Raw genomic sequence first — 871 nt, forward strand, 5'->3', positions numbered from 1 at the left:
CCAGCCGGGGCCGCCGAGGCGCTCGCCGTCATGGACGCGGTCCGCGCGCAGCACCGACGGGGACGCGGCGGCCTGCGGCGCCTGCTCGGCGCGCGGCCGGTGAGGGACCGAGGCGGACACGGATGCACCTTCCGGGGTGGGCGGGTCGATGGACGAGGGGCGCTCAGAATCCCTGCCAGGACGGCTTGGCCTCCCACATGTGGCGGTACTCCCCCGCGAGCTCGAGTCGCCCGGCGGCGGCCTCGTCCACGAGGACGGTCACATGCGGGTGCAGCTGCAGGGCCGTGACCGGCCAGCGCGCGCTCACGGGGCCCTCCACGAGCTGCCGCACCGCCTCGGCCTTGCCCTCGCCCCGGGCCAGCAGGACCAGGTGTCGGGCGTCGAGGATCGTGCCCACGCCCTGGGTGAGGCAGTGGGTCGGGACCTGGTCGAGGTCGCCGTCGAAGAAGCGGGCGTTGTCCCGCCGGGTCTGCTCGGCGAGCACCTTGATGCGCGTGCGGGAGGCGAGGGAGGAGCCGGGCTCGTTGAACGCGATGTGCCCGTCCGTGCCCACGCCGAGCAGCTGCACGTCCACGCCGCCGGCCTCGCGCAGCGCCTCCTCGTAGGCGGCGCAGGCGCCCGGGACGTCCGCCGCCCCGCCGTCCGGACCGTGCACGGCCTCCGGGGCGATGTCCGTGCGCGCGACGAACTCCCGCTCGATCACGGTGCGGTAGGACTCGGGGTGTCCCGCGGGCAGGCCGACGTACTCGTCCAGCAGGAACGCGCGGCAGGAGCGCAGGGACAGCTCCCCGTCCCGGACCCGGCGGGCGAGCTCGTCGTAGACGGGCAGGGGCGAGGAGCCGGTGGCCAGCCCCAGGACGGCCTCGGGACG

General features: G+C 76.0%; 1 protein-coding gene. It reads right to left on the reverse strand.

Annotated features, from left to right (window positions below):
* Positions 1–163 precede the first annotated feature (163 nt).
* Positions 164–871, reverse strand: a 708-nt coding sequence (nagB, locus tag HMPREF3105_RS01825; RefSeq protein ID WP_070708638.1) for a glucosamine-6-phosphate deaminase, incomplete at its 5' end; no start/stop codon positions are given.

Source organism: Micrococcus sp. HMSC31B01, from assembly GCF_001816085.1.
In the GTDB taxonomy this organism is placed as follows: domain Bacteria; phylum Actinomycetota; class Actinomycetes; order Actinomycetales; family Micrococcaceae; genus Micrococcus; species Micrococcus luteus.